Below are 24,492 nucleotides of genomic sequence, written 5' to 3'. Positions count from 1 at the left end.
GATCTCGACAGCGACCGGCCAGCGGGCTGCTGAATGTAGCGGGCGGAGATTCCAGCGGAGTCGAGCTGCTTGACTTCCTAGATTATCCAAGTTCCCGTCGAGTTGCTCGACCCACCTCTAGATTATCCAAGTTTCTATTGTAAAAATAAGGTCATGGCGTACGTGATCGGCGAGCGGTGTGCGGATGTGGTGGACCGCGGATGTGTCCGGGAATGCCCCGTCGGCCGCATCCATGAAGGCGGCCACGCCCTCTGCATCCATCCCGACGAGTGTGTCGACCGCGGAGCATGTGTATCCGCGTGCCCGGTCGAGGCGATCTACTACGAGGACGACCCGCCCGCAGAGCTGAAGGCGTACCACGGCGACAGCGCCGCATTCTTCTTCCACGCCATACCCGGCCACGACCTGCCGCTCAGATCCCCTGGCGGGGCCGCGAAAATCAGTCCTGCCGCGGTGGATGCGCCATTGGTGGCGCGATTGCCGAAACGGAGCATCCAGCGATGACCGGGCCGTCCGCGCCGGCGAACACGACGACGCCCGGCGCTGGAGGCGGGCGCCGCAGCGAGGTACTGGCGGCGTTGCGGGCTGCGCCGGTGCCATTGAGCATCCTCGAGCTGGCCGACCGATTGGCGTTGCACCCCAACACCGTGCGCTTCCATCTCGATGCCCTGGTCAGCGCGGGGCAGGCCGAGCGGGTGCAGCTGCCGCGCACCGGCCCGGGCCGGCCACCGCAGATGTTTCGCGCCCACTCCGGCATGGACCCGGCCGGGCCGCGCAACTATCGGCTGCTCGCCGATGTCCTGGTCACTCAGCTCGCCGCCGACCCCGACGCCGCCGGACGAGCACTCGAGGCAGGCCGCGCCTGGGGCCGGCGACTGGCCGCGCCCGCGGGCACGGCGCCACCCACTGCCCGGCAGGCCGTCGAGGGGCTGGTACACACACTCGACGAGCTGGGTTTCGCTCCCGAAGCCGACACCGACGGCAGCGAAATCCGGTTACGACACTGTCCGTTCCTGGACATGACCACGACCCGTACCGCCGTCGTGTGCCCGATCCATCTCGGCCTCATGCAGGGCGCACTCGCCGCCCAGACCGCCCCGATCACCGTCGACGAACTCGAACCGTTCACCGAACCCGGCCTGTGCCTGGCCCATATCTCCGTGACCGGTCCGCAGGCCATCACGCACACACCGCCAGGGCCGGCCGCATGACCGCCTCCCGAGCCGTTGTCACCGCCACCATCTTCGTATGGCTGGGCATGGTCATGGCCATCTCGTTCCTGGAAGCACCACTGAAGTTCCGTGCCCCGAAGGTCACCGTGCAGATAGGGCTCGGCATCGGGCGGCTGGTCTTCCGGGCCCTCAACAGCATCGAATCCCTGCTCGCCATCACCATTCTCGTCGCCATCGCGGTCGATCCACCCACCACCGGCACCATTGCCGCCTTCGCTGTCGCCGCCGGGGCGCTCATTACGCAACTGGCCATCGTGCGGCCTCGGCTGACCCGCCACAGCGACGCGGTGCTCGCCGGGGGCAACGCACCCCGCTCGCACAGCCACTACACCTACGTCGGCTTGGAAACGACCAAGGTCGTCGCGCTGCTGACCGGTGGTGCTCTGGCGCTGGCCACTACCTGACCGGGACCTCGGCCGGGCACGCGGGCCGAACAAACTCCCTTCGGAGCGAAGATCTCCGGATGCTTGTCCAGCTTGCGCAGCTCCCGGACATTCGGATCTCTCGGGAATGTGACCACGCTCCTATTTTTACAAACACTCCTTGTATAAACTAGGCCGTGATTCGCGCAACAACACATACCGGTCGTGACACGCGCCATCCAGGGCGACCGCTACGCCTCTGCACGCCGCGAATCAACCCATCGGTTCCCACCATGTCCAGAAGGAGAAGGCGATGACCGCCGCGACTCTCCCCCAACCCAGCCCCCACGACTGGCTCGAGACCCGTGCGAGTGAGGGCGGTGTGATAACCCGAGTGCAGGACGCGGTGCGCGCGCTGCCCGCCCCGACACTCCCGCGGGATACGGTCCGTGCCGCCACCGTGAGCGATCTCGCTTCCACCCATGTCGTCGACTCGTGCACGCTCGCCGTCGTCGTCCACCGCGACCGCCATATCCAGCCGATCGCGGCGATGATCACCCGGCACCTGCCCGGTCTGACCGTGACCGTCGTCCGCAGCGCGATCACCATCTCCATCGCCTGACCAACCTCGGCTACCGAGCAGCCTCCGGCGTCATTGCATACCGGCATCCGTTCGGCGGGCCGTGTTGACCGGTCCCCAGGGAAGCCGCATGGTGGATGACCATGAGCGGTGAAACACACCAGACGCCACGCATGGGCGGTGTGGGCACTTCACCCGAGGCGGTAGCCGACTATCGGCGACGCCTGTCGAGCGGGGAGGATGTCGTCGATCCCGGCCGTTGGGCCGGGTCACTGCCCGCGGCGGCGGGGATCGCGCCCAGGGTCCGGGTGGGCCGGGACCGTTGGTTCAACCTGTTGTGGCTGGTACCGATCGGTTTCGCTGTCCTGCTGGCGGCGGTCGCGGCGGCACAGGGGTTACGGAACACGCCGGCAGTGGCGCGGTTCATCGACCGTTACCCCGGCACCTTACCGGCGAACACGGTCGCGGGCGGTTTGCCGTGGTGGGTGGACGTGCAGCATTTCCTCAACGCCCTGTTTTTGATCTTCATCGTCCGCGCCGGGGTCCAGATCCTGGCAGACCATCCACGCCTGTACTGGACCCGGCACTCCACCCCCGGGCGGGACTGGTTCCGATTTCAGAAACCAGTTCCTGATGACCCATTGTGGACCGCCAAACAGGACTCGGTCAGCCTGCCGAAACACGTGGGACTGCCGGGGTTGCGGCATTCGATCGGGCTCGCCCGCTGGTGGCATCTGGGCATCGACATGGTATGGCTGGCCAACGGCGCCGTGTTCTACATCCTGCTGTTCGCCACCGGACAGTGGCGGCGGATCGTGCCCACCAGCTGGGAGGTGTTCCCCAGCGCGGCATCGGTTCTCATCCAATACCTCTCCCTGCGATGGCCGACCGAAACCGGGTGGACCGCCTACAACAGCCTGCAACTGCTCGCCTACTTCTGCACGGTGTTCGTGGCCGCGCCCGGCGCGCTGATCACCGGCCTGGGGATGTCCCCGGCCCTGTCCACACGGATCAAGCCGATCTCACGCGTACTGTCGATCCAGACCGCCCGATCACTACACTTCCTGATCCTGGTGTGGTTCCTGCTGTTCGTCACCGTGCACATCGCGCTGGTGTTCGCCACCGGACTGCTGCGCAATCTCAACCACATCTACGCCGCCCGCGAGGACACCGGCTGGATCGGTTTCGGGGTGTTCTGTGTGGCGACCGCGATCATGGTGAGCGCGTGGATAGCCGCCACCCCGGTCACATTGGCGCGTCCGCGCCTGGTGCAGCGAATCGGATTCGCTCTCGTCGGGCCACTGCAGCGACTGTTCGAACACCTCGACGCCACCCCGGGCGAGTACACCGAACACGACATCTCCCCCTACTTCTGGCACAACGGCGCCTACCCCACCACCCCGGAATACCAGCGGCTGTTCGACTCAGGTTTCGCCGACTGGCGGCTGCGAATTCATGGCTTGGTCGACAACCCCGTCGAGCTGAGCCTCGCGCAGCTACGGGACCTGCCCCGACATGAGCAGATCACCCAGCACTTCTGCATCCAGGGATGGTCCGGGATCGCGAAATGGGGTGGAGTGTCCATGACCACGATCCTCGACTTGGTGAAACCGGCACCCGAGGCACGGTGGGTGGTGTTCTACTCCCTCGGTGACGGGCCCGACGGCGGCCTCTATTACGACGCGCACCCTATCGAACAGATGCGCTACCACCTGAGCATGCTCGCCTACGACATGAACGACGCGCCGCTGTCGTACGGGCACGGCGCCCCGTTACGGCTGCGCAACGAGATCCAGCTCGGATTCAAACAGGTCAAGTGGCTCGCCGCGATCGAATTCGTCGCCGACTTCGCCGATGTAGGTGGCGGGCACGGCGGCTACAACCCCGACCACGAATTCTTCGGCTACCGACAATCCATCTGAATCGGCTCGGACCACGGGAAGCGGCGCCGGGGACGTTCTCGGGCACGAGTCGATCGGCGTGGTAAAGGAGGTCGGTTCTCCAGCTCACCGGATGTGCGGCGAGGTATTCGAGCATCGAGAGATGTCGGCGAGATGACTTGCGCGAGGGTAAACTCTGGTCATCTCGTTGGTGTCCGATCGGTGCCGAGCGTCGGGGTGCTCTGCTGGTCCAGCGCCTGGGTAACGATCGGGCAGACTGCCGACGCCCAGCATCAGCGGTCGTATCGGCGGCTCCGAACCACAGCCGGACAATGATCGAGCAAGAGCTTCGAGGCAACGATCGCGTGGTCCTCGCGCCGAGGAACTCGGCACTGGCGCGACGCGCGCAGAGCCAATGTTGATCGCCGCCCTCGACCGTCCCTGCTGCGACCGGTTACCAGCGGATGATCAGTCGACGATCTCGATAAAGCCCATGCGCAGCAGGACCGCATACAGCTCACGCAACGGAACGGCGAGCACCTGCGTCAGTGCACCCGTCAATGGATCCGATCCGCCGCCCACTCCAGTACTCATCACGCTCGACACCTTGCGGATTCCAAGCGTCGAACATTCGAACACACCATGACCTGGAGGCAACAAATGGCCGAAAAATCACGAACCGGCCACCAGAACGCCGTCGACCGTGTTCTGGCTGCACAGGGTTTCGCAGTTGACCTGCCGGTGATCGGTCGGGTTCGCATCCCCCGACCCGAGCACTTGGCGTACTACGGCGCACTCGGCGTGCTGGCCGCAGCGGAGATCATCGAATGGCCTGTCGCACTCGTCCTCGCAACAGGTCATTGGCTGATAGAGGATCAGCACAATCGCATCGCTCACGAGATCGGCGAAGCCCTCGAAGAGGCGTAGATCCGATCGCATGAGCGAATAATTGGCAATTTCAGCCATCCGGATCACTGAGGCGCATCGTCGCGACACTTGATCGGAATCGATGGGGTTTTAGCTGCGGTTTTCCGTCTCCTTGCCCCGCGTGACCCGAACCGGCGCTGCATTTATCTCGGTCACGTAGGTCAGTTTGAGCATCTTGGAGTACTCTAGCAACGCACTAGTTACCGCAGGAAGTTCTTGGCGCTACCTACGACGACTGGGGTGTGATGATGAGCGTTGCATCGGACACTGTGAGGGCACTCGAGGTTACGGCCTCGGCGACCGTCCATGCGGTCGAGGCGGCCGGTGGAGCCATCGTCGGCGCGGTGAACGGTGCCGCGCGCGGCACGGTCGAGGGCGCCGTATCGGGCGCTCGCAGTGGGATGAACGTGCCTGCCGCCACTGTGCTCGGCGTCGTTGCGATTGGTTTAACGGGCCTGGTCGATTGGCCGGTGGCGCTCGCCGCGGGCGGAGTCGCGAGTGCGGTGCATCTGTTGCGGCGCACCAGAACCGAATCCGGGAATCAGGCCGCGTCCGAACGGCCGCAGTCGCGGGAGCGTAAGAGCGCTCGGCCAAGGCAGTCCACCGCTGGTTCGCGACGGTCGCGAACCGCCGCACAGTAGTGGTGTCCCTGCGCGGTCTGGCCACTGCGCCGGTCCGGCTGCCCCTCGCGGCCACCGGCGCCACGCTGGGGCTGCTCCGGCGGCCGGTCGTGGTGGCGTCGTGGCTGGCGGACCCAGCGGTCGCTCGAACAGCCGCCGAACTCACCCAGGGCATCGGCCGGGAGATGAGCGCGCTCATGGACCCGCGGCGCATGCGTACGCAGCGGCGGCTCACCGTGCACGCCAACCGTATTCACGCCGAGGTTCGTGGCTTGCGGTCGGCACAGAGCGCTCGGGTAGCCGAGTTGGCGCGCAAGCACCTCGAGCAGGAACCGGAGGTGTGCTGGTTCCAGGTCAATGCCGCCACCGGGCGGGTCGTGGTGGCCGCGGACCCGCAACGCCTGTCTACGGCACAACTGGAAACGATCCTGGAACGCGTCGAGGATCTCGCCGGAACCAGTGCCGAGCCGTGGAGCCGTCGGCTCGAGCACCCCTCCGATCGGGAGCCGGTATTGACCTCTGCGCTGCAGCTGGCCGGCGATCTCATCGGGATCGGCGCGGCCGTCATGGGCCGGTTGCTCCCGGCACCACCGCCGGCCCATGTGGTCCGGGGGGCGGTGGCTCTGGTGGACGGACAGCCGCTGTTGCGCGGCGCACTGGAAGCCCAGCTCGGCCGCCACCGCACCGATACCGTGATCACGATCGGAAATGCCCTGGGCCAGGCGTTGGATTCGGAAGTGACCGGGCTGTGCGCCGATGCGATGCAGCGGGCGGTCCGGCTGGTCGAGGCCGCCGCTCGCTTCGCGCAATGGTGCCGCTGGGAACAGATGTTGGCCGACCCGGACCTGCCGGGCGTCGACGTGTACGACCCGCCCGAACCGCGACCGGTACCGCTGCCGCGTGGACCGATCGAGCGCTGCACCGAACAGGTCAGCACGGCCGCGGCACTGGCCTCGGCGGCAACGTTGGCCGGCGGCCGCGCGGCCGCCGATGCCGCCGACGCCGTGGCGGCGGGCGTGCCGAAGGCGGCCCGGGCCGGTCGCGAGACCTTCGCCGGTGCGCTGTCGATCCTCATGGCGGCGCGCGGAGTACTGACCCTCGATCCGTTCGTGTGGCGCCGCCTGGACCGGGTTTCCGCGGTGGTCGTCGACCGGGACGCTGTGCGCGGTCAATGGGCTGTGGTGCTCGACGCCGAATCCCGCGACGACCGCTGGCCGTTCGAACACGTGTGGAGCGCCGCCCAGCGGCTGCTCTGGCGCGATGGTGAGGAACTGCCCATCCCACCACCACCCGAGCATCAGCGTGACGATCTGCGTCTGAGCATCGATGTCGACGCCGACCCGCGACCCGGCACCGAGACCGATCAACCTGGTCCAGGAAGCGATCCGGGTGGCCCGCGCTGGCACCTGCTGCATGAGCATGGACATGTGGTCGGGCGGGTGCTGATCGGGAACGAGCCACATCCGGGTGCTGCCGGACTGCTGACCACAGCCCGGCAGGCGGGTCTGCGGGTGGTACTCATAGGAGACGAGGGCACCGGCGAATTGCGTCATAGCGCCGACGAATTCGTGCTCGCTGGCGGGTCGGTGTCCGGGCTGGTGCGGCGGCTGCAGCAGCAGGGGCATGTGGTGGCGGTGGTGAGTGGCGAGGCACATCGCGCCCTGGGCGCCGCCGATCTGGGCATCGGTATCGCCGCCCGAACTCCCGGAGCCGCGGCACGGATCCCCTGGCAGGCGGATGTGGTGTGCCCGGATCTGAGTTCGGCGCGGCAGATCATCGCCGCTACCGACCACGCACGCAATGTCAGCGAGCGCGGCCGGGTCCTGACGCTCTCGGCGGCCACGCTCAGCGGTCTGCTGCTCGCGTCCGGTCCCGCTGGGTCTCGGGCGGCGCGGACCACCAGCCCGGTCACGGCGGCCACCCTGATGGGGGTGACAACGGGCCTGAACTACGGGCGTCAGGCCGCCCGCGCGAGCGGGCCGGCCGACATGCGGCTGGTGCCGTGGCATGCACTGGAACCGGACGAGGTGCTGGCCCGACTGCCTGCCCCGCGCCGGTCGGCGCCGCCGCCTCGTTCCCACGTCACCACCGTCGCCAGCCGTATATCGCAGCGATTGGCCACGCCCGCAACGGGTCTCGCCGGTCTGGTCGCAGATGTGCGCCGCGAGCTGGCCGATCCGATGACGCCACTGCTGGGTGTCGGTGCGGTTGCCTCGGCGCTGCTCGGCTCGCCTACCGATGCCGTGCTCGTCGGCACGGTGCTGGGGCTCAATGCCACGGTGTCGGCACTGCAGCGCCGCCGTGCCCGGCTGTCGCTGGACAAACTCCTGCTCGGCGAGCGCTTGACTGCTCGGCGGCTCACCGAAGACGGCGAAATCGTGACTCCCGCAGACGATCTGCTGGCTGGTGATGTGATCGCTCTGACCACCGGCGAGGTAGTCCCTGCGGATGCGCGGCTGCTGGAGACCGAAGGGCTGGAAGTGGACGAGTCCGGCCTTACCGGCGAGACCGTGACCGTGGAAAAGCAGATCTCCGCCACACCCGGCGCCTTGCTGGCAGAACGCACCGGCATGGTGTTCGAGGGCAGCGTCGTGGTCAGCGGCGAGGCGACCGCGGTGGTGGTGGCAGTTGGATCCGCGACCGAGGCCGGCCGTGCGCTCGCCGCCGCCGGGCCTCCCCCCAGCGGCGGTGTGCAGGAGCAGCTGCACAGCCTGACCGAACGCGTGCTGCCGTTCACCCTCGGCGGTGGAGCCGCCGTCACTGTCACCAGTTTCCTGCGTGGGCTGCCGCTGCGCCCGGCCCTCGCCGACGGGCTGGCCGTCGCCGTCGCCGCCGTCCCCGAGGGGCTGCCGCTGGTGGCGACGGTCGCCCAACTGGCCGCCACCCGCCGCCTGTCTCGCCGCGGCATGCTGGTCCGCTCCAGCCGCACCATCGAGGCACTCGGTCGCGTCGACACCATGTGCTTCGACAAGACCGGCACCCTCACCGAGGGCCAATTGCGTCTGGTCGCGGTCGCCGATCTGGACCAGACGTGGGACAGTGACCATCTCGGTAGCACGCCGCAGTCGCGCGGGCTGCTACGCGCCGCCGCCCACGCCTGCCCGAACCCTGACGATGGCCCACTGGTCCATGCCACCGACCGGGCTGTCGTCGAGGCAGCGCACACGCATCTGGGTCACAGACAGCCCCATGCCTGGGCTCCCATCGAGGAGTTGCCGTTCGAGAGCTTCCGCGGCTACTCGGCGGCGGTGGGCAATACCGGTCAGCACATCCGGCTCGCCGTCAAAGGCGCCCCGGAAGTGCTCCTGCCGCATTGTGATCGGGTCTTGCGCACGGATGAGGAAGGCCGCCGGCAGATTCGGCCGTTCACGCCCGAGTGCCATGCCGATGCGGAGGCGGCGGTGCGACGGCTGGCCGCGCAGGGGCTGCGGGTGCTGGTGGTGGCGCGTCGCGATTTCGCCTCCGCTCCCCACGACCTCAGCGAGGAGATCGAGCAACTCACCCTTCTCGGCTTCCTCGGCATTGCCGACAGCCCGCGCCCGCAGGCGCTGGAGCTGCTTGCCGAATTGGCCCGCAACGACATCAGTGTGCGGATGATCACCGGTGATCACCCGATCACCGCGCGCGCGGTCGCCGAACAGCTCGCCATTCCCGCCGACACGGTAGCGACCGGCGCCGATCTGGACCTGCTGGACGAGGACGGCCAAGCCGAACTCATCGAGCAGGCAACGGTTTTCGCGCGGGTATCGCCTGAACACAAAGTGCGCATCGTGTCCGCGCTCCAGCGCCGCGGGCATACCGTGGCCATGGCGGGCGACGGCAGCAACGATGCGGCCGCCATCCGCACCGCCGATGTCGGCATCGGGCTGGCCGCTCGAGGGTCGGTCGCCGCGCGTGAGGCCGCGGACCTGATCCTCACCAACACCGGCTCGGTCCTCGACCTCACCGTGCTGCGGGAGGCACTGGCGGAGGGCCGCGGTATGTGGCAGCGAGTACGCGACGCGATCGGTGTGCTGGTCGGCGGCAACGCCGGTGAGGTGGCGTTCACCGTCCTGGGCACGCTGCTGTCCGGCCGAGCCCCGATCGGCACCCGGCAATTCCTGGTGGTGAACCTGCTCACCGACCTCGGTCCGGCGATGGCGCTCACACTCTCCGGCACCCGGCCCGCCGATAACGCCGAAACATCCAACAGGACATTCGGGCCACCGCCCGGTATCGGCAGCGACTTCCTGCAGGCGGTCGCCGTGCGCGGCGCCGGCACCACCGTTGGCGCCGGCGCGGCCTGGCTGCTCGGCCGCGCCACCGGCCGGCGCCGCCGCGCGGAAACGATGGCACTGGCCGCCCTGATCGGCACGCAGCTCGGGCAGACCCTGGTGATCGGCCGGCATAGCCGCCTGGTCTGGACGACCGTGGCAGGCAGTTCCGTACTCCTCGCCACGATCATCATGGTGCCCGGGGTGAACCGATTCTTCGGATGCGTGGCACTGGGGCCGGTGGCGTGGTCGATCGTGCTGGGCTGCGCCACGACCAGCACCTGCGTGGCCCTGCTCACCGGCCGCGCGCTGTCCGGGCCTCGGCCCGACGTGGCCTACTTCTCGCGGAGCGTTGACGCGGACTTCTCGCTGAGCGCTGATATGGACCGTGCAATCTGCCGCCCCGACAGTGCCTCGGAGTCCCGGCAGCGCGAGCGGGATTTGCCGAACCCTGAGCCGTCACCGGAACCCAGCCGCGCTGGCAAGTGATCACCCGGCCAAGCTGGAATGTGGTCAGCGGCTGCCTCTTCCGGAGCCTGGGAGATCGGCGGTTCCAGCACGCACCAGCGCCGCGTCCGCTGTATAGCTGGTGATGCGGCTGCAGGGACCGAAGTCGGTGGTTCAGCGCTTCGCCGGCCTCGGCTATTCGACGGTACGTCGGTGTCTGCGATGGCTGGTGTCGCACAGTGGATAGATTGCTGATCGGTGGCACAGGCATAGTGCCACGACACAACGGTCGCAGAGGATTGTGCGTCCGTCGGCGGTCACCAGTTCCAGCGGGCCCTCGACCAGAGCGGGGCCGTCGGCGGTGAAGGCGATTGTTCGCCTGTCATTGTCGGGGTCGGTCGGCACGGATGATCACCAGTTCCTCGTCGCATTGTCCTGGCTGGATGCGTTCGCAGTCGGTCAGCCATGCGGCGCGGCGACGCAGAATCGGACCGAATGGAATGGTCGCTTGAGCGACCGCCGCGGCCTTCAATCCGGCAGCACGCAAGCGGGTCAGGGTGTTGTCGATACCGGAGAGGGCGGATTGGACCATCAGTAGTGTGCCGGTGTCGGAGAGCATTTCGGGTGCGAGTTCGCAGAGGGAGTCGATGACCGAACGCCCGTCGATACCCGCGTCCCAGGCGCGGGCGGCACCTCGGGGTGGGTTGTTGCTGCGGCTAGGGACGTAGGGTGGATTGGACACCATGACGTCGAAGGTCCTGCCGTGCAGTGCTTTCCGGAAGTCGCCGTGCACCAGCTCGACGTTGACTCCGTGCAGCCGGCAGTTCAGCCATGCCGAGGCCAGCGCGGCCCGCGAAATGTCGACCGCGGTCACGGACCGGGAGTGCCGGGCGGCCTCGATGGCCAGCGCGCCGGTTCCGGTTCCCACGTCGACGACGCGGCTGTGTGGTGGTATCCGCGCATCGGTGTATGCGCGCGCCAGCAGGCGGGTATCGGCTTGCGGGCGGTAGACGCCGGGCGTGCGAATCAACATCATGAACGGGGAATAGCCAGGAATTCACTATTCATTCGTGAGCGGGCCATCGAATTCGTCTCGTGCTCTGACACGGTCCCCGATGAGCAAGGAGGTGCGGTTGTCGCGCCAGCGGGCGAGTACATGCTCGGAGAAGCGGTCTTCGAGCAAACCGGTAGCCCGGATTCCGAAGGCGATCGAAGCACGCAGCTCGGGTTCGGTCGCCAGCAGATCACCGATCACCTCACGCCGCATGAGTTGTTCGTGCACGGCGTCGGCCTCCACGTGCTCGCGGTAGAACCTTGTGCAGGAAGGATCGGCGTGCAGCCTTTCCAATGCCCGTACCAGACGCCGCGACGCCGGAGAGGACGTGATCTCGACGGCCGCGAAATGACCGATACCTGCGCCCCGCAGGCCGCGATGCAGCCCGAACAACGACATCATGTTCACGATCGCGAGCATCTCGGCCGGCACCGCATCCAGATAGAACAGATACGAGGGGTCCAGGCCCGCACCTGCCAACAGATCCGCGTAGAGCCGCTGATGGATCCGGTCCGCGTGCCCGCCGCCGAATTCGTCGAATTCGACGGCGACCAGCGCGGCCTTGGCTCGACCACGCAAACGCGGAATCAACCACGCGTACGGGTCGGCCTCTTGGTGGTGCAGGACCGATCGGTGCACGAAATACTCGCGGACCTGCCAGGGTTGCCCTTCCTCCAGGAGGAACCCCGCGACTCCGGCATCGTCGTCGCGAATGGTCAGCAACGCGTCGAGTTCGGCATCGAGGTCGAGATCTCGGCCGGCGTCGGTTCGCAGCATCTCCAGGAACTGTCGTTCCATGCTCGCGCGTAAGCCCAAAAGGCCCGGGTCCCATTCCCAGCCCACATCCACACCGTCGAAACCCTCATAATGCAGCGCATAGCAGGTATGCAGCGCCAATTGGAGATCGCGACCATCCGGGGCGGTATCCCGGGGCATCCTCGGCATCGATGAGCCGACGCTGCTTCCCAGCGCCTCGATCACGCCCGCCGACAACTCGCCGCACGGCTTCGGAAGCGCCCTTCGTCGATCCGGTTTTTCCGCACTCATGGGCCGCACGATCAACTCCTTCCGGACGGTGATCACCGCTGCCGGCCGGTCTCGAGAGTCACGCCGGTATGTGCGGTGTTCCGGTCTCGATACGACGCGGATACACGGGTTGAGGCCGGCGATTATCGGCCGCTTCCGTATGCCCGGTGTGCGTCGGGTGTATCGGCCGGTCTCGTTCGCTTTCGAGATGGCATCCTGCTGATCGTCGCTGTTGACGCCGGAACCTGAACTGCGATTTCACCTTTGAAGATGGCGTCGTCGAGTACTGCCCGGTGAGAACCGAAGCCGGCGCGATTTGCACCGGCCACGGGCAACTGACGCGTCGGCTGGGATGGCTGTCCACGTCCGACCCTCGATCGCCGATGCCGAGCCGGTCACCGCTTGAAAGCGTCCTTGACCTTCTCTCCCGCGGATTTCAGGTCGGATTTCACCTGGTCGATCTTGCCTTCCTGCTCACGCTCGGGGTTATTTGTCACCTGGCCGACCTTCTCCTTGGCTTTGCCACTGAGTTGCTCGCCCTTGTTCTTGGCCTTGTCCGTAGCGCTCATGACTTTCTCCTTCCCACTGCGGCCGCATCCGGCCGCGGTTGACATCACTTGCGGCACGCCGGCCGCCCACACATGACCGCACTACCCGAGGCGACGGTGGGGAAACGTCGAGCCGTGATCACTCGCTGCCGTGGGTGTTCTGCGGCGGTGCGGAACGATCGTGCGTCGTCGAGGGAGCCAGGCAGACCGCGCAGCGGCGCTACGACGAGGCCCGCCACACCGTCACGCATATCGCGAACGTCCCGGGGCCGAAAGCCGCACCGTCTGCGGGCATCTCGACCCGCCATCCGTAGCCGCTTCCGTTTTTGCTGGGCTTTCCCGCTTCTCACGGGCCGAGGGCGTGCGGTGATGCTGGATCCCGCCGACATCAGGCGAGCTTTATAGCGCGATTGCTCCATAGCAAACCTCTCGCAATAAGCAATCAGTTGGCCTTGATTGCGCTCTGATCATTAGTTTCTACCCAACTTTGGTTGCGATGCGGTATACATGGAAGCTATTGAGCTATCTTTCAGTGCATGAATATCTTGCTCAAGGTGCCGGTGCTCGCCTCGGCCGAGGAGAAGGGGCTGGTCCTGGACGTGGCGGCTGTCGGTATCGAGAACCCGGCTACTACGGGCAGGGTGTACGTGCGGTTGACCGACGGCTCGTCGTACCACGTGCCCGACGGGCTCACCGATTGGGCCATAGCTCTTCTCGGTGTTCAGCAGAACCAGCGGGCAGAGGACATGTCGTTGTTTCCCTGCAAGGTCGAATTCGGCGTCCGCGACGGTCGCATGTACGCCGAGATCCTCGAACGACCATGAAAGGCCCACTGACCGTCGTGGCAGGCAGTCGGGTCGATGTCCGAGGGTTGCGATTCTGAAAGCCGGTCCGCGGTGCGGTATCCGGTGAGCGGTGGATGCGCGAAGCCCTCTGGCAGAGGGGCGGCGGTATGCCAGGTCTACTGTTGGTCGGTATGGCCAGCAGGGACATCATGGTGACGGTGGGCGATGACGACTGGCACACGTTGAACGATGCTGCCGAGTGCGCGGGGATGAGCGTGGAAGCCTACGTCTCCTGGGGTGTGCGGTTGCTGGCGATGCAGACCCGGCCCGGCGGCGCGAAGCAGGGCGGACCCGTCGGCCGCTCGAGGACGGGACAGTGCGCGTCCGAGCTCACCGAAGAATCGGCGTCGGCCGCGTGGACGGAGACCTTCGCGCAGCGTTTGTCGCATCGCGCCGACCGCCATCCCCCGGACACCGAGCTGTGGCTGTAACGGTTCACAGGGTCTGGGCAGCCGCTTCACTGTCGAGCTGCGATGAGTGCTGCGGGCCAACAGTTTTGGCTGATGGATCGGTTGTCTTTTTTCGGCTCGCCGAGGACGGGGATGTCGGTGTCACCGAATCCGCGAGGTATCGAGGAGAATCCTCCGGGTTCGGTGCTCACCTACTTCTCGCTCTTATCCGATGTTCGGCCCGCCCGAAGAACGGGCGATATGTTCGTCGAGCACCGATAACCCGATGTTCGCCAGTCACGGCGACAGGACCCCGTGTTGCGACGACCGCGTGAACCCGCCGGCCGAGGAGTCGGTGCGGCCGCCAGGCGTGTCGGTCAATGCCGGATTCGCACGCCTCAACTCTCGTGGTGCAATGCGGAGCGGTAGGAGCCGTCCTGAATATCGGAGATCGCGCTGGGGCCTTGGGGTTGCCAGGACAGGAGGTCGCGGGTGGCCCGGGCGCTGACGGATTGATCGAGAGCCAGGGCATCGGCGAAGGCCGCGCCCAGTTCGGCGCGGGCCTGGTCGAGAGGCCAGATCCGCGGGGCGGCTGTCACGCCCGCTGCGCGGCCCGCGGCGATGGCGAGGTCGCGTACCGAGACGGCGGGCTCGGTGACGCCGTGCCATATCGTTGCGGCGGGCGTGTGCTCGACGACCTCGGCGAACAGGTCGGCGAGATCGTCGATGTGGACCATCGGCCAGTGCACCGACTCGTCGGCGATGATCAGCGGAGCGTCATGTTCGCGGGCCAGATCGACCAGCAGGGAAGGGATTCCGCCACCGCGGCCGTGAATGATTCCGGGGCGGATGACGGCCGAGCGGATACCTGCCTGGGCGAGGGCGAGCACCTGGTCTTCGATCATGGGCCGATAACCCACGATTGGAATGGGATCGGTCGCGGAATGCTCATCGGCGGTGCCATCCGCGGTGGCGCCCAGTACCCAGACGCCGCTGGTGTAGACGAACACTCGGTCGGTGCCGCGCAGCCGACGGGTCAGTGCGTCGATGGCCGCGGCGTCGGTGTCGGCGTCGCCGCTCGGTGTGGCCACGTCGATGACGGCGTCGATGTCCGGTGTCACCGCGGGCAGGAGTGAGCCCGGATCGGTCAGGTCGCCGATTCGCCGCTCATATCCGTCGAGAGACTTCGTTTCGCCGGGCCGGACCAGCGCCACGACCTCGTGGCCGAGATTCGATAGTCGTTCCGCGACAGCCGAGCCCAGATAGCCGGTGGCGCCGACAATGAGAATTCGCATGATGTTTCGCTCCTCCAGAAGAGTTTCAGACCGGATGATCAGTGGACGTGGGGATGCTCGCTGTCGTCAGCGTGGACGGCTTTCCCACCTGACGGCGACGATGGCGGCGGCGCTCAAACCCCGAAAGTGCTTGCAGCGCCGCGTGGATGAAGGCGTATGCCGCACGAGGACCGCCGACGAGCAGGAAAGTCGCGTTCCTGACCCAGGTTCCGAACTTCGCTCTCGCCGAAATTGCGTGGATCGAAGGGGTTACGCGCACGCCGCCCTGGCCATCGGCGACCCGGAGCACGCCGCGCGCATTCTCGGCGACGTCGTCCGGCAGTACCGTCGCATGGGTCGCCTGGTGCTCGGCCCCGATGTCGAGCGAGCCATCGCTCAGATGCGCGCGATCCTGCCCGAGGTGCGGCACTCGACCTCATGGAGCTACTCACCGATACCGAGGCCGAGATGGCGTCCCATGACCGCCACGATGCCCGCAACCGCTGAGACGACGCTGACGACGGACGCCAGTGCCGCCTCAGCGGTCTGCCGCAGGCTGGCCCTGTTCCGATTCTCGAAAGGAAATATGCAGTGGCACACAACGACCCGAAGATTCAGGCGATCACCGAATTCTTCGACGCCTACGCGCGCTACGACCTCGACGGTATGCGGGCGGTGCTGACCGACGACATCGCCTGGACCATTCCCGGTCACCACGCGCTGTCGGGAACACAGCGCGGGCTCGACGAGGTGCTGGCCTTCTTCGCCCAGCTGGCCGAGGCGGGGTTCAAGGCCGAGACCTTCTTCCTCGAGGCCAATGACGAGTACGTCGTCGATGTCCACCGTGGCTATTCGACCGGCGGTGAAGGCAAGGTCGACACCCTGTGGGCGCTGGTGTGGCACTTCACTGCCGACGGCAAGGTCGATCGGGTCGTCGACCTGTGCCTCGACCAACATCAGATGGACACCTACATCCGGCAGAACTTCACCCTCGCACCTCTGCCGACCCGATTGGCCGACTCAGCGTAGGACTGGATCCATCGAGACCTGCGGCCCGCACTGTGGCGTTGTCGGCTGCCTGTTGCTCTGCGCGTATGGGAATCCCCGATCAGGCCCGCGCTCGGCCCAGCTGCCGGATCCAGGTCCGCGACTGCGCCGGATCGATCACGTCGTCGAGCTCGAAGGTGGTACCCGCATGGAGCGCCTTACCCTGCTGGTACGCCTGCCCGACGAGCGTCGTGAACAGGGCGTCCCGTTCCTTCGGATCCGCGACGGCGTCGAGCTCCTTTCGGAAGCCGAGCCGGACCGCGCCCTCGAGCCCCATCGGTCCGATCTCACCGGTGGGCCAGGCAACGGTGAACTCCGGTGCGTGGAATGAACCGCCGGCCATCGCCATCGCGCCGAGGCCGTAGCCCTTGCGCAGGATGATCGTCCCGAACGGCACCGTCAGCCGGGCACCGGCGACGAACAACCGGCCGAAGCGCCGCACCGTCGCCTCCTTCTCCGACTCCGGGCCGACCATGAATCCCGGGGTGTCGCAGAGGGTCACCACCGGCAACCCGTGCGCCTGACACATCGTGAGGAAGTCTGCGCCCTTGTCCGCGGCCTCGGCATCGATCGCGCCACCGAGGTGGAGGCTGGAGTTGGCGACGACACCGTACGCGACGCCCTCGACGCGGATGAGCGCGGTGACCATGCCCTGGCCGTAGGCGGGCTGCAACTCCAGCACCGAGCCGACGTCCGCGATCGCCTCGATCGCCGTGCGGACGTCGTAGGCACGCAGTCGGTTCTCCGGCACCACGTGACGGGCGAGCCGCTCGTCCGGCGCGGCCCAGTCGGTGACAGTGCCCTGGAAGTACGACAGGTACTTCTTCGCCAACTCGACGGCGTTCGCCTCGTCCCGGGCCACCAGGTGCACGACCCCGTTGCGGGTCTGTACGTCGATCGGACCGATGTCCTCGGGCCGGTGTACACCGAGACCGCCACCCTCGACCATCGCAGGCCCGCCCATGCCGATGTTGGCGTCGGGAGTGGCGATCAGCACGTCACACGCGCCGGCGAGGGCCGCGTTGCCCGCGAAGCAGCGTCCGGACACGATGGCGACGGTCGGCACGACGCCACGGAGCCCGGCCATCGCGCGGAACGTGCTCAGCTCGAGGCCGCTGGCGCCGTTCGCGTCGGTGTCGCCGGGCCGACCGCCGCCACCCTCCGCGAACAGCACCAACGGAATCCGTTTGCGCGAGGCCATTTCCAGCATCCGGTCGGTCTTGGTGTGGTTGCGCATGCCCTGGGTACCGGCGAGCACGGTGTAGTCGTACGAGATGACGACGGTCTCCGCGGCGGGCGCGCCGAATGTGTCGGCCCCGATCGTCGCGACCCCGGCGATCAGCCCGTCGGCAGGCGTGTTCTCGATCAGGTCCTGCTCGGTACGCCTGGTCCGCTGGGCGGCCAGGGCCAGAGCGCCATACTCGACGAGGCTGCCCTCGTCGACGAGATCGGCGATGTTCTCCCGCGCGGTGCGGCGACCGACCTTGTGCCGCTTGGCGACCGCCGTCGGCCGGGCGGCGTCGAGGGTGAACTCGTGCCGGGCGATCACCTCGGCGAGGTCGGGGCGAATGTGGTCGAGATCGAGGGCCGCGGCGGCCGACGCCTCCGCACCGGCTGTCGCCGCACGAACGACCACCAGTGGATCACCGATGTTCACGGACCGACCGGGTTCGACGAGCACCCGCACCACCCGTGAATCACTCCGCGCCGCGAGCACGTGCTGCATTTTCATCGCCTCGAGCACGACCAGCGGGGCGCCCACCGGCACGGTGTCGTCGACGTCCGCGACCTCCACCACGATCCCCATCAGATCGGCCCGCACGAGCTCGTCACCGGCGACGAGGTCGATTTCCGGGGCCGCGGGCCGTGGGCGGGGCTGCGTGGACGCGGTGGCGCCGGACTCGGCGGCCCTGTCCGCCGCGGCCGCGACGAGGTCCGCGATCCGCTCCTCCAGGTGTGACGTGGACACGGCTCCGGACCCGAAGTCCTTGTCCGCCAGCACCGCTCGCAGGAAGGAGATGTTGGTGCTCACGCCCTCGACGGTGAACTCCCGCAGCGCGGTGTCGGTCTTGCGCAGCGCGGCCGCGAAGTCGTCAGCGCGGGTGTGGGTAATGACCTTGGCCAGCAACGAGTCGTAGCGCGGACTGGTGGTCAGTCCGCGCCGGCCGTAGGTGTCCACCCGGATGCCCGGGCCGGTCGGCGCGGAGAACGCGGTCAGGGTGCCCGCCGCGGGAACCGTGCGCCCGTCCGTGGTCATCGACTCTATGTTGACCCGGGCCTGTACCGCGATGCCACGGGCGTCGGCCGCGGTCCCGGTCACCTGGCCCGCGTGTGCGACGACGCCCGCGGGCAGTCCGAGGTCGGCGAGCGACGCGCCGCGTGCGATGTCCAGGCCCACCGTCACCAGGTCGGTGCCGGTGACCTCCTCGGTGATCGTATGCTCGACCTGAATCCTCGGGTTGACCTCGAGGAATACGAATTCCTCACCGGTGACCAGGAATTCGACCGTGGCCAGGCCGCGGTAGCCGTGATCGGCGCACAGGCGGGCGGCGGCTCGATGCAACTCGAGCCGGGTCCGCTCGCTCAATCGCTGGGCGGGCGCGACCTCGATCACCTTCTGGTGCCTGCGCTGGACACTGCAGTCCCGGTCGCCGAGCGCCAGTGCGCGGGTGGTGCCGTCCGCGTCCGGGGCGGCCACGATCTGTACCTCGATGTGCCGGGCGCCCTCGCACAGCGCCTCGGCGAACAGTGCGGGGTTGCCGAAGCCGAGTTCGGCCTCGGACGCACAGGCTCGGTAGGCCTCGGCAACCTCGTCCGGCGAGCGGACCGGGCGCATGCCCCGACCGCCACCACCCGCGAGCGCCTTGATCATCACGCCGCGCGGGTGCGCGGCGAGGAACTCGCGCACGTGGTCCTCGCTGACGCCGCCCTCGGTGGCCGCGAGGACCGGCACGTTCGACCCGACCGCGGCGGCCCGAGCGGACGCCTTGTCCCCGAAGCGGTCGAGCAACGCCGCGTCGGGTCCGACGAACGTCAGTCCGGCGCTCTCGCAGTCGCGGGCGAATTCGGCGTTCTCACTGAGGAATCCGTAACCCGGGTGCACCAGTGTCGCGCCGGTGGCCGCCGCCGCGGCGAGCATCGCCTGCCGGTCGAGGTACGCGGCCGGGCCGGCTCCGGCGAGCGCGACGGCGGTGGTCGCGGCGGCGACATGCGGAGCGTCGGCGTCGTCGGTGGCGTACACGGCGACGGTGTCGAGGCCGTGTTCGGTGGCGGAGCGGATGATCCGCAGCGCGATCTCACCGCGGTTGGCGACCAGGACGGTGGCCATGGACATCTCGGTCATGTCAGTGCTCCTCGACCAGTGCGAAGAGATCACCCTTGCGCACCTTGCCGGTGGCGGTCATCGGCAGCAGGTCGAGGATCTCGATCTCCGGGACCTTGTACCCGGCCATGTTCTCGCGGGCCCACCCGACAAGTTCCTCGGCGGTGGTGGCATCGCCGTCGACCAACTGGACGAACGCGAACGCGACCTGACCACGGTCACGGTCCGGCTTCGGGACCACGGCGGCTGCCTCGATCGCCGGGTGCAGCATCAGCAGCGCCTCGACCTCGGACGGGAACACACTCATCCCGTTGGTCTTGATCATCTCTTTGTTTCGGGCGAGGTAGTGCAGCGCTCCTCGCTCGCTGAATTTGCCGAGATCACCGGTCTGGAGCCAGCCGTCACGCAGGGCATCGGCGGTGGCGGCGGTGTCGCGGTAGTACCCGGTCATGATCGAGGGACTGCGCATGATGATCTGGCCCTGCTCCCCCACCGGAACCGGAGTACCGTCCGGGTCGACGATCAGGATGTCGGTGCCCGGCACCGGGAGTCCGCAGAAGACCGGGTCGCCGCTCAGGTCGTAGTCATCCGACTGGAAGCCGAGGGTGATGGTGTCGGCGGTATGCGTCTCGGTCATGCCGTAGCTGCCCTCACGCAGCACGTGTCCGGTCGCCGCCCGCCACCGGGACCGGGTGTCGGAGTCGAGCTCGAGCACGAAGGAGACCGCCATCGGCGTGTCGAGGCTGGACAGGTCACGGCCGGCGAAACCGGGGCTGCCCATCAACTCGACGTAGTTGTCGACGGTTCCGACCATCGAGGTGACCCGGTAGCGCTCGATCGACTCGAGCACGACCCTTGCGTCCCAGCGGACGATCAGTACCACGGTGCCGCCGTTCACCAGCGGCAGCAGGATGCCGAAGTCCTCACCGGCGATCCAGAACACCGGCAGGAACGCCAGCGCCGTGGGCGGGTTCTCACCGACCTGACGTCCCATCGCCAGGGTGGCGGTTGCGGCGGTGTAGACCATATGCCGCTGGGTGTGCTCGCAGCCCTTGGGCATGCCGGTGGTGCCGCCGGTGTAGTTCAACGCGGCCAGCGCGTCCGGGTCGGTCGGGATCGGCTCGGCGCGAGGGCTTTCCATGATCTCGCGCCAGTCGGTGGCAGCCGGGTCGGTGACCTCGAATGGCGCGCCGACGGCCTGCTCGGTCAGCATGTCCGACAGGTCGGTGGTGGCGACCAGCCGTACCGGGGTCCGCTCGCGTACCGACTCGACGAACGGAGCCAGCGCCGGCTGGGTCAGCACGATCGTCACACCGGCGTCCGAGAGTTCATGTGCCAGTTCGTGTTCACGCAGCATCGGGCTGATCGGCACATGTACGGCACCGATCTTGAGGATGCCGAGCATGGCGACATGGAACTGCGGGCAGTTGCCCAGGTTCACACCGATCCGGTCGCCGGCGACCGCGCCGTTCGCGAGCAGCCAGCCGGCGAAGCGGTCCGAGAGCTCGTCGTACTCGGCGTAGCTGATCTCGCAACCGTAGAAGGCGATGGCGACGGTGTCCGGACGCGCGGACGCCCAGTGCCGCAGGTAGTCGACCAGGCCCTGCGTTCCGAGCGGGTACTCGACCGCACGCGGCACCCCGGCCGGCCAGTTGGCCTGCTGCAACTGCCGCACCTCGGCGAGCGCCGCTTCGAGTGCCGGCGATGTCGCCATGGTCATGGAAACTCCACTTCTTCTTCGTTGCCGAAGCCCCGGGGCGTCAGGCGAATCCGATGAGGCGCTCGGACATCGCGATCATGTCCGAGATGTACTGGGCCCGGGTCTCATCCGTCGCGGATGCCAGGCGCGCCGCACCCACGAGTTGGGCGTCGGCGAGGGTTTGCGCGACGGCGGCGGACGGCGCGCACGGCGTCCCCTCGCCGGTGTCGTTGATCCTGTCGATGAACCGGACGTAGCGGGCGACGAGCCGGGCGCGCACAGCCGACCACAGCGCATCGATCTCGGGATCGAGTTGCGCCCGGTGGTCGATCAGGCCGACCAGCGGACCGTGCTCGAAGATCACTTCGATCACGGCGGCGGTCGTGGCGCGCAGCACCTCGCGCAGGTTGTCGACGACCGGCCCCTCCAGATGCTGGGCATCGAGAAACTGCTGGCAGACACCCTCGGTGACGGCACGAAACACCTCCTCCTTCGAGGAGAAGTACGCGTAGAACGTCGCTCGGGAGACCTCGGCACGCGTGGTGACCGCTTGCGCGGTGGTGGCCTCGTAGCCGAGTTCGGCGAAGCACCGGGCGGCGGCAGCCAGCAACTCCCGGCGGCGTCGGCTGTCGCTGGCCTGGCGCGCCGAGCGCGCCTGCTCCTGCTGCTCGCTGGTGGTCACCGTCACAGTATGTGTTGACGTTGACGTCAACGTCAAGATTTCAGTGGGAGGTATTCGGTCGGCACTCACCGGTGCGGCGGCGTTTCACCGAACCGCGCGACCAGGGGTTCGCCGCCGTCGCGTTCGATGTGTGCTTCGAAGACGCGCTGGAGCGCTCCCGTGTCGAGGACCGCTCGATCGAACTCCGAGAGAAAAAGGGAGACCAAGCGCCGGCGGCCATCACCGGCGAGCCCCGCCCTCCGGCTCGGAGCGGAACCCTTTGACCCGACTCGGAACCGGTGCACGGCGCGAGACCACGAATCGTGTGACGGCATGAACCCCGACGTGGGGCAGATTCGACCCGACCAGGCGACTGACGTAACGTGCCGTCACATGAGTGATGACTTGTTGGGCAAGAGCGCGCTGGTCACCGGGGCCAGCCGGGGTATCGGGTTCGCGGTGGCGGCGGAGCTGCTCGAACGGGGGGCCAATGTGGTGATCTCGGCTCGCAAGCCGGAGCCGCTGGAGGAGGCCGCCGAGCGGCTGCGGGGGCTGGGGCATCCGGGGAAGGTCGTCGCGGTCGCGGGTAACTCCGGGGATGCGGCGGCCCGGGCCGAGCAGGTCGCGACGGCGGTGGCGCAGTTCGGGTCGCTCGATGTGCTGATCAACAACACCGGCATCAACCCGGTGTACGGGGCGCTGATGGACGCCGATCTGGATGCCGTGCGCAAGATCTTCGACGTGAATGTCGTTGCGGCGCTGGGCTATGTGCAGCAGGCTTACAAGGCGTGGATGGGTGAGCACGGGGGCGCTGTCGTCAACGTCGCCAGCGTCGCGGGGCTGCGGTCCACCGGAGTCATCGCCGCATACGGGGCGTCGAAGGCCGCGCTCATCCGGCTCACCGAGGAGCTGGCCTGGCAGCTGGGTCCGAAGATCCGAGTGAACGCGGTAGCGCCCGGCGTGATCAAGACCAAGTTCGCCGACGCGCTGTACTCGGCTGACGAGGAGGCCGCGGCGGGCGCGTACCCGATGAAGCGGCTGGGGTCGCCGGAGGATGTGGCGGCGCTGATCGGGTTCCTGGCCTCGGACGAATCCTCGTGGATCACCGGTACGACCGTGCGGGTGGACGGCGGTCTGCTGGCCACCGGCGGCATCTGAGACCGGAGAGATGAAAGCTCGTGCCCGGCACCGAGATTCGGTGCCGGGCACGAGCGGTGCGGATCCCACCCCCACGATGGGACGAATTCGGCTGCCGCGCCCCGCGAGTGGCGACGACTCAGCGGAAGGCCAGTGCGCCGAGGGTGTCGCTGTTGCGGTATTTCAGGTATTTGCTGATCGTCGCGTCGTCCACCGCGGGGGTGGCGGTGGCGACGGTGATCACCAGGAATTTGCCCTGGCTGCCGTCGCGCCACTTACCGGTTTCGAAGTCGTTGATGTAACTGCCCTCGGGCAGAATGACATCCTTGTCGTCGAACTGGCCGTCGGCGCCGGAGGCCTTGTCGGCGTCGGACATGGTGAGCACCAGCTGGGTCAGCATGAGCGCGCCGTTCTCGGCCTTCCACGCCATTTCCGAGGCGCGTTGGCAGCCGAGGCCGGTCAGTTTGCCCGCTTCCTCGATGGGAGCGCAGGAGTCGAAGTCACGGCCGGACACATACGCGGCCTGCAGCGCGACGTCACCCAGCTTGAAGTTCCAGTCCTTGCCGAATTCGGTGTAGCTGAAGCGGCTCCCGCCCGGCGCGGACTTGGAGGTGGTCGGCGCGCCGCGGGTGGTGGTCGACGCGCTGGTGGTGGTCGGTGCGGTGGTCGTGGTGGTGGCGTCGGCCTGCGAGGAGTCGCCCTCGCCGGAGACGAGCACGATCGCCCCGACCGCGACCGCGAGCAGCACGACCACACCGAGTACCACGCCGACGATCAACCCCGTGTTCGTCTTCGGCTGCTGCGGCGGCGGAAAGCCCGGTTGCTGCGGAAAGCCCGGGTGCTGCGGAAAGCCGGCCTGTTGCGAGAAGCCCGGGTTCTGCTGGAATCCCGGCTGCTGCGCGTATCCCGTGTCCTGAGGGTGGCCCTGCTGCTGCGGATACCCCTGCTGCGCAGTCCAATTCACCTGCGTCGGCTCCCAGCCCGCCTGTCCCGCCGGCTGCTGGCCCGGCCACCCGGGCTGCTGTGGCTGGTGCTCGCCGCCGGCCTGCTGGGCGGGATGGTCCCACCATGCGGGATCCGGGTCCTGGGGCGGCTGCCCGTGGGCATTGGGATCACCGCCGGGACCGGCGGGTGGATACGTCATCTGCTCACCTTTCGCGGCCTGCCCGGACCCTCCCCGGCCCGGCAT

General features: G+C 67.6%; 23 protein-coding genes. 12 read left to right on the top strand and 11 right to left on the bottom strand.

The features are described 5' to 3' along the window. The first annotated feature begins 153 nt into the window (after positions 1-153). The 5 genes from GLP40_RS20780 (at position 154) to GLP40_RS20760 (ending at position 4,096) form a co-directional block, all read left to right on the top strand. Positions 154-504 carry a 4Fe-4S dicluster domain-containing protein gene (locus GLP40_RS20780; RefSeq protein WP_154789608.1) on the top strand — a complete coding sequence of 117 codons (351 nt, stop codon included), beginning with the start codon at positions 154-156 and terminating at the stop codon, positions 502-504. After that, positions 501-1,211 carry a helix-turn-helix transcriptional regulator gene (locus tag GLP40_RS20775; RefSeq protein WP_154789607.1) on the top strand — a complete coding sequence of 237 codons (711 nt, stop codon included), beginning with the start codon at positions 501-503 and terminating at the stop codon, positions 1,209-1,211. The genes GLP40_RS20780 and GLP40_RS20775 overlap by 4 nt, the downstream gene beginning before the upstream one ends. Further along, complete coding sequence (locus GLP40_RS20770) at positions 1,208-1,636, top strand: hypothetical protein (protein ID WP_154789606.1); 429 nt, start codon at positions 1,208-1,210, stop codon at positions 1,634-1,636. Before GLP40_RS20775 ends, GLP40_RS20770 begins: the two co-directional genes overlap by 4 nt. 271 nt (positions 1,637-1,907) lie before the next feature. After that, positions 1,908-2,216, top strand: coding sequence for a hypothetical protein (locus tag GLP40_RS20765; RefSeq protein WP_154789605.1), 309 nt, complete (start codon positions 1,908-1,910; stop codon positions 2,214-2,216). 140 nt (positions 2,217-2,356) lie between these two features. Beyond that, positions 2,357-4,096, top strand: a complete 1,740-nt coding sequence (locus tag GLP40_RS20760; RefSeq protein ID WP_328290482.1) for a molybdopterin-dependent oxidoreductase — start codon at positions 2,357-2,359, stop codon at positions 4,094-4,096. A gap of 426 nt (positions 4,097-4,522) precedes the next feature. Here GLP40_RS20760 and GLP40_RS34510 read toward each other — a convergent pair whose 3' ends face one another. Next, positions 4,523-4,648: an Rv1535 domain-containing protein gene (locus GLP40_RS34510; protein WP_268867142.1), complete on the bottom strand. Its 126-nt coding sequence runs from the start codon at positions 4,646-4,648 to the stop codon at positions 4,523-4,525. A gap of 66 nt (positions 4,649-4,714) precedes the next feature. Between GLP40_RS34510 and GLP40_RS20755 the strand changes: the two genes are divergently transcribed. From GLP40_RS20755 to GLP40_RS20745, 3 genes are all read left to right on the top strand, one after another. Then, complete coding sequence (locus tag GLP40_RS20755) at positions 4,715-4,981, top strand: hypothetical protein (protein WP_154789604.1); 267 nt, start codon at positions 4,715-4,717, stop codon at positions 4,979-4,981. A gap of 248 nt (positions 4,982-5,229) precedes the next feature. Further along, positions 5,230-5,622, top strand: a complete 393-nt coding sequence (locus tag GLP40_RS20750; RefSeq protein ID WP_154789603.1) for a hypothetical protein — start codon at positions 5,230-5,232, stop codon at positions 5,620-5,622. 2 nt (positions 5,623-5,624) lie between these two features. Next, positions 5,625-10,343 carry a cation-translocating P-type ATPase gene (locus GLP40_RS20745; RefSeq protein WP_154789602.1) on the top strand — a complete coding sequence of 1,573 codons (4,719 nt, stop codon included), beginning with the start codon at positions 5,625-5,627 and terminating at the stop codon, positions 10,341-10,343. Between the two features lie 153 nt (positions 10,344-10,496). On the opposite strand, the gene GLP40_RS20740 is transcribed toward GLP40_RS20745, so the two are convergent. From GLP40_RS20740 to GLP40_RS20725, 4 genes are all read right to left on the bottom strand, one after another. Continuing rightward, positions 10,497-10,706, bottom strand: a complete 210-nt coding sequence (locus GLP40_RS20740) for a CDGSH iron-sulfur domain-containing protein (RefSeq protein ID WP_328290460.1) — start codon at positions 10,704-10,706, stop codon at positions 10,497-10,499. Continuing rightward, a complete protein-coding gene (locus tag GLP40_RS20735; RefSeq protein ID WP_154789601.1) occupies positions 10,684-11,337 on the bottom strand; it encodes a HemK2/MTQ2 family protein methyltransferase in 654 nt (217 codons plus the stop codon). Before GLP40_RS20735 ends, GLP40_RS20740 begins: the two co-directional genes overlap by 23 nt. Before the next feature lie 24 nt (positions 11,338-11,361). After that, the gene (locus GLP40_RS20730; protein ID WP_154789600.1) at positions 11,362-12,402 is read right to left on the bottom strand and encodes an iron-containing redox enzyme family protein; all 1,041 of its coding nucleotides are present in this window, start codon (positions 12,400-12,402) and stop codon (positions 11,362-11,364) included. Positions 12,403-12,776: 374 nt separating this feature from the next. Then, positions 12,777-12,950, bottom strand: coding sequence for a CsbD family protein (locus tag GLP40_RS20725; protein WP_154789599.1), 174 nt, complete (start codon positions 12,948-12,950; stop codon positions 12,777-12,779). Positions 12,951-13,465: 515 nt separating this feature from the next. Here GLP40_RS20725 and GLP40_RS20720 point away from each other — a divergent pair. Beyond that, on the top strand, positions 13,466-13,753 hold the full coding sequence (locus tag GLP40_RS20720) for a hypothetical protein (RefSeq protein WP_154789598.1): 288 nt from the start codon (positions 13,466-13,468) through the stop codon (positions 13,751-13,753). A 152-nt stretch (positions 13,754-13,905) separates the two neighbouring features. Next, a complete protein-coding gene (locus GLP40_RS20715) occupies positions 13,906-14,205 on the top strand; it encodes a hypothetical protein (RefSeq protein ID WP_154789597.1) in 300 nt (99 codons plus the stop codon). 356 nt (positions 14,206-14,561) lie between these two features. Here GLP40_RS20715 and GLP40_RS20710 read toward each other — a convergent pair whose 3' ends face one another. Together GLP40_RS20710 and GLP40_RS20705 are read right to left on the bottom strand one after the other, a co-directional pair. Next, on the bottom strand, positions 14,562-15,458 hold the full coding sequence (locus tag GLP40_RS20710) for an NAD-dependent epimerase/dehydratase family protein (protein ID WP_154789596.1): 897 nt from the start codon (positions 15,456-15,458) through the stop codon (positions 14,562-14,564). A 25-nt stretch (positions 15,459-15,483) separates the two neighbouring features. Beyond that, entirely contained in the window at positions 15,484-15,867 is a 384-nt protein-coding gene (locus tag GLP40_RS20705) for a hypothetical protein (RefSeq protein ID WP_154789595.1), read from the bottom strand. A 161-nt stretch (positions 15,868-16,028) separates the two neighbouring features. Between GLP40_RS20705 and GLP40_RS20700 the strand changes: the two genes are divergently transcribed. Beyond that, the gene (locus GLP40_RS20700) at positions 16,029-16,466 is read left to right on the top strand and encodes a nuclear transport factor 2 family protein (RefSeq protein ID WP_154789594.1); all 438 of its coding nucleotides are present in this window, start codon (positions 16,029-16,031) and stop codon (positions 16,464-16,466) included. 79 nt (positions 16,467-16,545) lie between these two features. Here GLP40_RS20700 and GLP40_RS20695 read toward each other — a convergent pair whose 3' ends face one another. Genes GLP40_RS20695 through GLP40_RS20685 form a run of 3 tightly spaced genes read right to left on the bottom strand, consistent with a single transcriptional unit; the run spans position 16,546 to position 22,193 of the window. Further along, a complete protein-coding gene (locus tag GLP40_RS20695) occupies positions 16,546-19,818 on the bottom strand; it encodes an acetyl-CoA carboxylase family protein (RefSeq protein WP_154789741.1) in 3,273 nt (1,090 codons plus the stop codon). A 10-nt stretch (positions 19,819-19,828) separates the two neighbouring features. After that, a complete protein-coding gene (locus tag GLP40_RS20690) occupies positions 19,829-21,520 on the bottom strand; it encodes an AMP-binding protein (protein WP_154789740.1) in 1,692 nt (563 codons plus the stop codon). A 46-nt stretch (positions 21,521-21,566) separates the two neighbouring features. Further along, positions 21,567-22,193, bottom strand: coding sequence for a TetR/AcrR family transcriptional regulator (locus tag GLP40_RS20685; RefSeq protein ID WP_328290459.1), 627 nt, complete (start codon positions 22,191-22,193; stop codon positions 21,567-21,569). 366 nt (positions 22,194-22,559) lie between these two features. On the opposite strand from GLP40_RS20685, the gene GLP40_RS20680 reads away from it, so the two are divergent. Continuing rightward, complete coding sequence (locus GLP40_RS20680; RefSeq protein WP_154789592.1) at positions 22,560-23,324, top strand: SDR family oxidoreductase; 765 nt, start codon at positions 22,560-22,562, stop codon at positions 23,322-23,324. A gap of 118 nt (positions 23,325-23,442) precedes the next feature. Here GLP40_RS20680 and GLP40_RS20675 read toward each other — a convergent pair whose 3' ends face one another. Then, entirely contained in the window at positions 23,443-24,447 is a 1,005-nt protein-coding gene (locus GLP40_RS20675) for a hypothetical protein (RefSeq protein ID WP_154789591.1), read from the bottom strand. Between the last annotated feature and the right edge of the window lie 45 nt (positions 24,448-24,492).

Origin of the sequence: Nocardia aurantiaca (genome assembly GCF_009708175.1) — a bacterium.
In the GTDB taxonomy this organism is placed as follows: domain Bacteria; phylum Actinomycetota; class Actinomycetes; order Mycobacteriales; family Mycobacteriaceae; genus Nocardia; species Nocardia aurantiaca.
This window is presented reverse-complemented; position numbering and strand designations above follow the sequence as displayed.